7 protein-coding genes are annotated in these 8,841 nt (G+C 45.6%); 5 read left to right on the forward strand and 2 right to left on the reverse strand.

Annotated elements, in window-relative coordinates; genetic code table 11:
* Nucleotides 1-316 precede the first annotated feature (316 nt).
* Nucleotides 317-988 (forward strand): SOS response-associated peptidase, encoded by a 672-nt coding sequence (locus tag QUB12_RS27880; protein WP_333143431.1) that lies wholly within the window; start codon nt 317-319, stop codon nt 986-988.
* Nucleotides 989-1,138: 150 nt separating this feature from the next.
* A complete protein-coding gene (locus QUB12_RS27885; protein ID WP_333143432.1) occupies nt 1,139-1,525 on the forward strand; it encodes a VOC family protein in 387 nt (128 codons plus the stop codon).
* Between the two features lie 120 nt (nt 1,526-1,645).
* Here the strand turns inward: QUB12_RS27885 and QUB12_RS27890 are convergent, their stop codons facing one another.
* Nucleotides 1,646-2,263 (reverse strand): CP12 domain-containing protein, encoded by a 618-nt coding sequence (locus tag QUB12_RS27890; protein WP_333143433.1) that lies wholly within the window; start codon nt 2,261-2,263, stop codon nt 1,646-1,648.
* A 495-nt stretch (nt 2,264-2,758) separates the two neighbouring features.
* Here QUB12_RS27890 and glpX point away from each other — a divergent pair, with 495 nt between their 5' ends.
* From glpX to QUB12_RS27905, 3 genes are all read left to right on the forward strand, one after another.
* The gene (gene glpX / locus QUB12_RS27895) at nt 2,759-3,796 is read left to right on the forward strand and encodes a class II fructose-bisphosphatase (protein WP_333143434.1); all 1,038 of its coding nucleotides are present in this window, start codon (nt 2,759-2,761) and stop codon (nt 3,794-3,796) included.
* A 145-nt stretch (nt 3,797-3,941) separates the two neighbouring features.
* Nucleotides 3,942-5,234 (forward strand): glutamyl-tRNA reductase, encoded by a 1,293-nt coding sequence (locus QUB12_RS27900; RefSeq protein WP_333143435.1) that lies wholly within the window; start codon nt 3,942-3,944, stop codon nt 5,232-5,234.
* Between the two features lie 187 nt (nt 5,235-5,421).
* Entirely contained in the window at nt 5,422-8,430 is a 3,009-nt protein-coding gene (locus QUB12_RS27905; protein WP_333143436.1) for a UPF0182 family protein, read from the forward strand.
* Nucleotides 8,431-8,615: 185 nt separating this feature from the next.
* On the opposite strand, the gene QUB12_RS27910 is transcribed toward QUB12_RS27905, so the two are convergent.
* Complete coding sequence (locus tag QUB12_RS27910) at nt 8,616-8,765, reverse strand: hypothetical protein (protein WP_333309346.1); 150 nt, start codon at nt 8,763-8,765, stop codon at nt 8,616-8,618.
* Nucleotides 8,766-8,841: the final 76 nt, after the last annotated feature.

The raw sequence follows: 8,841 nt of genomic DNA on the forward strand, positions 1-8,841 counted from the left end.
TTCCACAAAGAATGAATTTTGTTGTGGGGTGTCCCGCAAGAACAGGCAAGATGCCTGTTCCACAAAGAATGAATTTTGTTGTGGGGTGTCCCGCCCGGTTTAGTCCGACAATCCGACAGGGGTTAAAAACCCCTGTCTCATAGCTAAAGTCCTCTAAAAGAGGACTAAAATAGATAGATATAGAGATCATATTTCCAGTCGGTTTAAACCGACTTTAGCTTTGAGGCAGGGGTTTAAACCCCTGCCGGACTGCCGGATTACCCGACTGTCGAACTGCCGGAATCGGTAAAAACCGCGTTAATACAACTATAAAATTATGTGCGGAAGATTCACTTTAACTACTTCAGGTCAAATCATCGCCGAATTCTTCAAACTGTCGGGAGTTCCCGATATCAAACCGCGATACAATATCGCCCCAACTCAATCAGTTGCCACAGTAACAGTTGAACCAGAAAAAATGCAGCGACATTTTCAATTTATGCGCTGGGGGCTGATTCCAAGTTGGGCAAAAGACATGAAAATAGGCAGCAAGATGATTAACGCGCGATCGGAAACTGTAGCCGAAAAACCTGCTTTTCGCAGCGCCATCAAGCACAGGCGATGTTTGATAGTCGCTGACGGTTTCTACGAATGGCAACAGCAGGGAAAGAACAAACAGCCTTACTATTTTCAAAAGGCAGACGGCGAACCTTTTGCTTTTGCCGGTTTGTGGGAAAATTGGGAATCTCCTGAAAAAGAAAACATTGTATCTTGCACTATAGTTACTACCGCTGCTAACGAAACAGTCCACCCGATGCACGATCGAATGCCAGTGATTCTCCCCGACAGCGATTGGGAACAGTGGCTAGATCCTGCTGTTAAAAATGCTCAGGAAGTTTTGCCCTTGTTAAAACCCTATGCTTCCGAAGCGATGAAAGCAAAGGCCGTAAGTGCGATCGTCAACAGTCCAAGTAGAGACACTCCCGAATGTATTAGCGATCGGCAATAAATCATTGCAGCGGACAAAACCGCGATAGTTTGAGTTATGATGTAAAATGATGTTTGAGTTGTAGCTTGGGTTTTCTCAAGATCAGTTTAACTCAGTTGTTATTTGCTCAAACATTTTTTAAACCTTAACATCAGTTAGAAGACAAAAAATATGATCGGATACGTTACACTAGGTACCAACGATATTGAAAGTGCAGCCAAGTTTTATGATGCTTTGCTTGCTGAAATTGGCGCTCGACGATTCATAGAATTCGACCAATTTATCGCATGGGGTCTTTCTCCAGATCTACCAGCACTTGCTATTACAAAACCCTATGATGGTAACACAGCAACTGTTGGCAATGGAGTAATGATAGCTCTTAAAGTTGACAGTCCCGAAAAAGTCAACTTAGTTTATAACAAAGCGATCGAACTTGGGGCTAAGGATGAAGGAGCGGCAGGGCCAAGAGGCGTGTTGCCGGGGTTTTATGCGGGATATTTTCGGGATATTGAGGGGAACAAGCTGAACGTGTTTTGTATGCCTGGGCCAAACACTTAATCTTTTTGTTTTTCGTGAATCTCGAAGAAAAAAAGCTATTTCCGATCGTTAGCTATTAGTTATCAATCCCTAAATAAGAGTTGATAACTAATAACTAATGGCTAATGACTAATAACTAAATTAGCTATCGTACATCCGCGCTTCAGCAGCCTCGGGATTTTCCTCGCAATACTCGTCAAAAGCCGTTTTTTCAAGCTTCATCGATCGCTGGTGAGAAGCCTCTGCCTGCATTTCTTCTACAATATCCCACGCTACCGCGCACTCTCTAGAGGTAGCGCCTTTTTCGGCACAGATAGTTCTGGCATCCGCGATCGCCTGTTCGATTTGTTCCTCAAATAAAACACTCTTCGGCTTCTCAAGAAAATCGCTTTTTGTCAATATATCCGTGACCGAAATAATGCCCACTAGCTCGTCCTTAATCACCGGCGCCCGGCGGATGCGGGTATTGGCGAACAACCTCGCCACGTATTCCACGCCCAAGTCGGGATTGACCGTAATGCAAGGTTTGGTCATAATCTCGAAGACGCGGACTTTTTTCGGGTCTACTCCGTAGGCTGCTACTTTATAGACAATATCCGTTTCTGTCACAATGCCATAGGCATCTTGTTCGTGGCGACGTTCCACAATCAACGCGCGCAAACACAAATCGTTCATCATCGCCACCGCTTCAGCTACCGTTGCTGAACCGCGAATGGTAACAACATCTGTGGTCATAATGTCTTGGGCTTTCATCATCATTGTTTATTCCTTCCCGCTGATAAAGTCTACTGCGTCCCGATTTGGGGCTGTCCATTTGATTTGCGATCATCATTAGGACTTACCCTCACAAACCCGGTTTCTACCAAAATTTTGGGTTTAGTAACGATAAATTCCGGGTTAGCAACCAGGTTTCTGAGAAATCGTGCGATCGCAAACTAATCATAAAACCTTTAACGGCACTCGCGATGACAAGTTGCCTGAAACAGCCGCTCGCTGCCCATGAGCCTCTGGACTCCGCGATTTAGCCCTCAGACGGGGCTAGCGTGCGATCCTCCAAGCAAGAGTGAAGTATTGGGGCGATCGATCTTTGAGCTTGTGGGACTCAGATTTTCCAGCCCCAGTCTCAAAGAAGCAAAAGTTAACACAAACTAACCAACTGCTTGCGCTCGCACAGATCCCCGCCTCTGATAAACTTGATGGCTGGGAGTGCAAAATAGCACAAGGCACGCATCAGCAGTTGGGAGGATCTAGTTCGTGGACAATGTAATCGGTTTAGAGATCATCGAAGTAGTTGAGCAGGCAGCCATCGCCTCCGCTCGCTTGATGGGCAAAGGCGAAAAAGATGAAGCTGACAGAGTGGCTGTAGAAGCCATGCGGGAGCGCATGAACAAAATTCATATGCGCGGCCGCATCGTGATCGGCGAAGGCGAGCGCGATGACGCACCGATGCTTTACATCGGGGAACAAGTAGGTATTTGTACCCGCGAAGATGCCAAAGATGTCTGCAACCTAGATGAATTGATCGAAATTGACATCGCTGTTGACCCCTGCGAAGGTACTAACCTGGTGGCTTACGGTCAAAACGGTTCGATGGCAGTTTTGGCAATTTCTGAAAAAGGTGGTTTGTTTGCGGCACCGGATTTCTACATGAACAAATTGGCTGCTCCGGCGGCTGCTAAGAATCATGTAGATATTCGCAAAACGCCGACTCAAAACCTCAAAATTATCTCTGATTGTCTCGGCCGCGGTGTTGAAGATTTGGTGGTGGTGGTCATGGATCGCCCCCGACACAAAGATTTAATTAATGAAATTCGGGCAGCGGGTGCAAGAGTTCGGCTGATCAGCGACGGCGACGTTTCGGCAGCAATTTCTTGCGCGTTTTCTGGTTCCAACATCCACGCACTTATGGGTATTGGTGCAGCACCGGAAGGTGTGATTTCCGCAGCAGCAATGCGCTGCTTGGGCGGTCACTTCCAAGGGCAGTTAATTTACGATCCGGCTGTTGTAAAAACTGGTTTGATCGGTGAAAGCAAAGAGAGCAATATCGCCCGCCTGAAAGACATGGGCATCACAGACCCAGACAAGATTTACAATGCTGAAGAGCTGGCATCTGGAGAAACAGTTCTGTTTGCAGCTTGCGGGATTACTCCCGGAACGCTGATGAATGGAGTTCGCTTCTTTGGCGGCGGCGCTCGCACTGAAAGTTTGGTAATTTCTTCTCAGTCGAAAACTGCTCGGTTTGTGGATACAATCCATATGTTTGACCAGCCGAAATCTTTGCAATTGAATTAGTGATTAGTTAGGGGTTAACAGTTAAATGTTAACAATTAACAGTTAAATGTTAACAGTCACCGATGATTAGCAATTAGCGATAAACTAAGAACTAATAACAGGTGACTGTTAACAACTAAGAAAGAAATAGTGACAAATCACAGATATGAATATTGCAGTCGTAGGTCTCAGCCACAAAACAGCGCCGGTAGAAGTTCGCGAAAAACTGAGCATTCCAGAACAGAAAGTTGAAGCCGCGATCGCCCAATTGCGCGGCTACCCGCACATTCAAGAGGTTGCCATCCTCAGCACTTGCAACCGCTTAGAGATTTATATTGTTACCAGCGAATCGGAGCCGGGAGTGCGAGAGGTTATTCAGTTCCTTTCAGAATGCAGTAAAGTTTATGTGCAGTCTTTGCGCCCTCACCTGTTTATTTTGCTGCACGAAGATGCGGTGATGCACTTGATGCGAGTGGCTTCTGGCCTCGACAGTTTGGTGCTCGGAGAAGGACAAATTTTGGCTCAGGTAAAACAAACTCACAAACTCGCTCAGCAGTACAAAGGTGTAGGCAGAATTTTAGAGCGCTTGTTCAAGCAAGCTCTCACAGCAGGGAAGCGAGTTCGCACGGAAACTAGCATCGGTACCGGTGCAGTTTCGATTAGTTCGGCGGCGGCAGAATTGGCTCAAATGAAGGGTCAGCATTTAGCAAGCAGCAAAATTGCGATTATCGGTGCTGGCAAAATGTCGCGGCTTTTGGTACAGCATTTGCTCTCAAAAGGAGCTAGCAATATTTCGATCGTTAACCGCTCTGTGCGGGGCGCGCTGGAGTTGGCCGGTCAGTTTAAAGATGCTCAATTGCACCTGTATCAGCTCTCGGAAATGATGCAGGTAATTGCCGCTTCTGATTTGGTTTTTACCAGTACGGCAGCTACCGATCCGCTGTTAAATAAAGCTAAATTGGAAGCGGTTTTAGACCCGAATCGCCCTTTGATGTTGGTGGATATTTCTGTGCCACGCAACATTGACTCAGATGCGAACGAACTCGCTAATGTGCGATCGTTTAATGTAGACGACTTGAAAGCAGTGGTAGCTCAAAACCACGAAAGCCGCCGCAAAATGGCAATGGAAGCTCAGGGCTTGCTGGAACAGGAAGTAGAGGCTTTTGATCTCTGGTGGCGCAGTCTGGAAACTGTTCCTACTATTAGCTGTTTGCGGGATAAGATAGAATTGATTCGGGAACAAGAGTTAGAAAAAGCTTTATCGCGTCTGGGTTCGGAATTTTCGGAGAAACATCAAGATGTGATTGAATCTTTAACCAGGGGGATTGTGAATAAGATTTTGCACGATCCGATGGTACAGTTGCGCGCTCAGCAGGATATTGAGGCGCGGCGGCAAGCGATGCAAACTTTGCAAACACTGTTTAATTTGGATGTGGATGTCAATCAGCAGTACAGCTAGTTTGTCATTAGTCATTGGTCATTAGTCATTAGTCAGTTGACCCGAAAGCAGGAGTCATATTATGTCCGGTAAATTACCATGAATAAAAATGCCTCCAACCCTTGCGGCAAAAGCATCATTCGGGAGGGTAAATTGCTCGAACCTGATATCAGTTATCATTCCACCAATAACTAATGACTAATAACTAATGACTAATAGGCGAATTTATCAAATAATCCTACTGATTGCGGGGCTAGGGCTGGTTGTTGAGTTTGCCTCCCGCATTTCGGCAGAAATTCTCTGGTTTCAGGAAGTTGGATATCTTCAGGTTTTTCTGTTAAAGCTGAAAACTCAAGGGTTGCTGGGGACGATCGCAATTGCTGTTTCTTCTGTCTTTTTGCTGGGAAATTTGGCTTTAGCCCGCCGCCTCCAACATCCCGTAGAGGAAATGAAATCGCCGGTTGCGGAGGCGCTATTCGCTTCACTGAAGGCGAACAAAACTGGGAAGAATTACGAATTACCTGTTGCTAAATCCCAAATAACCTTTTCCTGGCTGCTGTTGGCGGTATTCGGATTGAGTTCGATCGCAGCTTTGACATCAATTTACTGCGGGCTGTTAGCTGCAAGCAGTATCGCCTATTTCGGTATAGCTGACAATTTACCTGCACCGCCCGTGCAGTTGGGAATTGAGTCAATCCAGCATGGGGCGGTGCAGCTATTTTCTCGCTGGTGGCAGTTAGGCTTGCTGCTGGGGACAATGTTAGCTGTGGTAATTAAGCCTGATTTTTGGCTGCGGGCGATCGCCCTTTTTCTCAGTTTGGCGATCGGGCTGATTGCCACCAGTCGCTGGACAAATGTTTTGCAATATTTTCACCCTATTAATTTTAACACAACCGACCCTCTTTTCCATCAAAATATTAGCTTTTATGTATTTATTTTGCCAATCTTAGATTTGCTAGGATTCGGGCTGACAGTTGTATTTTTGTACAGTTTAGTATCTTGTGCTTTAACATATTTGCTATCGGGAAATAGTCTGAGTCAAGGGAGATTTTGGGGGTTTTCTCGATCGCAGCAGCGGCACTTGTACGGGTTGGGTGCAGCTTCCATGCTAGCTGTTGCATTCCGCTACTGGCTGGGGCGCTACGCATTGCTGTATTCGCGGGGAGACGTTACTTACGGGGCGAATTATGCTGACGTAACGGTACGGCTGCCCTGGTATGGATTTTTGAGTTTTTTGGCGGGGGCGATCGCCGTTTTGATGCTGTGGCAAGTTTACCCATTCAAAATAAAACATGAACTCATAAAAAAGATTATTATAGCGTGGCTAACTTTAAGCTTGTTGGGAACTTGGCTGCTGCCAACAATTGTGCAGCAACTCCTAGTTAAACCTAACGAATTAGCAAGGGAAAAGCCCTACATTAAGCGCAGTATTGCCTTTACTCAAGAAGCCTTTGACCTCAACAATATAGAAATAAAAACTTTCGATCCCGCCGGAAAACTTACTTATGCCGACTTAGAAAAAAATAAACTTACTATTAGCAACATCCGGCTGTGGGACAAGCAGCCGCTGCTGCAAACCACCCGACAGTTACAGCAAATTAGACCCTATTATACATTTCCTGATGCCGATATAGAGCGCTACACAATCAAAAATGAAAAAGCAAAAAAGGGAGATTCTGAAAGCCAACAAGTGTTTCTGGCAGCGCGGGAATTAGATTACACGGCAGTTGCCCCCGAAGCTCAAACTTGGGTGAACAAACACCTGATTTACACTCACGGTTACGGCTTTACTCTTTCTCCGGTAAATACAGTCGGTGTCGGCGGTTTACCCGATTATTTCGTCAAAGATATTGGAGTTGCAGCCCAGGAAGGGGAGACGGCTTTGGAAGTAACCAGCGATCGAATTCGGGCCAGTATTCCGATCGGCTACCCGCGAATTTACTACGGCGAAATCACCGATACAGAAGCGATGGCGCCCACAAAAGTCAAAGAATTCGACTATCCCAGCGGCGAAGACAATGTTTACAATACTTACAGCGGTAGGGGCGGAATTGCGATCGGTTCTATGTGGCGGCGCTGGCTGTTTGCTAATTATCTCAAAAATTGGCAAATGGCACTGACGCGCAATTTTACGCCAGAAACTAAATTGCTGTACCGTCGAAATATTAATAAAAGAGTCCGGGCTATAGCTCCTTTTTTGCGCTACGATTCTGACCCGTATTTAGTAGTAGCGAACGCCAATCTTAGCAATGATGATATAGAAAAAGAAAAAGATGAAAATGGCAACGAGATTAAACCTTCACCCTCGGCCACTGATAAATCTCCCAACTATCTTTACTGGATTATCGATGCCTATACAGCGAGCGATCGCTATCCGTATTCTGACCCCGGCAATCATGAGTTTAACTACATCCGCAACTCCGTTAAAGTAGTGATTGATGCCTACAACGGGTCTGTTGACTTCTACGTTGCCAATCCCTCCGATCCGATTATTAACAGTTGGATGGCTATCTTTCCCGGACTATTCAAACCCCTTGACAAAATGCCTCCGGCTCTCCGCAAACATATCAGATATCCTGTAGATTTGCTGAGCATTCAATCAGAACGCTTGCTAACTTATCATATGGAAGACCCGCAAGTATTTTACAATCGGGAGGATTTGTGGCGAGTTCCCAATGAAATTTATGGCAGCGAACAGCAGCCCGTATCACCCTATTATTTGATTATGAAGCTGCCAACTGAAAAAGCCGAAGAATTTATTTTGCTGCTGCCATTTACACCAGTAAGTCGTAACAATTTAATTGCTTGGATTGCAGGGCGATCGGATGGTAGCGAGTACGGAAAATTGCTGCTGTATCTGTTCCCCAAACAGCGATTAGTTTACGGCCCGGAACAAATAGAAGCTTTAATTAACCAAGATCCGGTTATTTCCGAACAAATATCTCTCTGGAATCGCCAGGGTTCCAAAGCCATTCAAGGAAACTTATTAGTAATTCCCATTGAACAATCTTTACTGTATGTGGAACCTCTTTACTTAGAAGCCGAACGCAATAGCTTGCCAACTTTAATCAGAGTTATTGCTGCCTACGAAAACCGCATCGTCATGGCAGAAAGTCTTGACTTGGCACTCAAGGCACTTTTTCAGCAACGATCTACTAATAAACCGGTCATTATTCGACCTGTGGAAGGAACAGCACCAGCTTTAAATAGTGACTGATATCAATTCCGGTTGCACTCATCATGACTGTTGACTGTTGACTAATGACTGTTGACTGTTGACTGTTGACTGTTGGCTGTTGACTGTTGACTGTTGACTGTTGACTCTGGGTCGAAAAACTGAATGGTTGAGTGTTAAGTGTTGACTCGATTTTATTATTCCGATGCCAGCGGAAACGATATAAATTACTGCGATTTCTGTTCGCTAGCAGCCTTAATATCCTGCCACCAAACATCAACATAGGGCCACATCAATCTCTCGTCTCCTCGCGAATCTAGTTTCACAGTCACCTCATAACGGTCAATATGCGTGAGATCGCCAGTTTTACCATTCAAACCCACATTCCGCACCCTCAACTGTCACAATCGGAAATTACGGAGAGAAAAAAGCAAAGCTTGCATAAAAAGAGAC

It is taken from the genome of Microcoleus sp. B7-D4 (genome assembly GCF_036705125.1).
In the GTDB taxonomy this organism is placed as follows: domain Bacteria; phylum Cyanobacteriota; class Cyanobacteriia; order Cyanobacteriales; family Microcoleaceae; genus Microcoleus.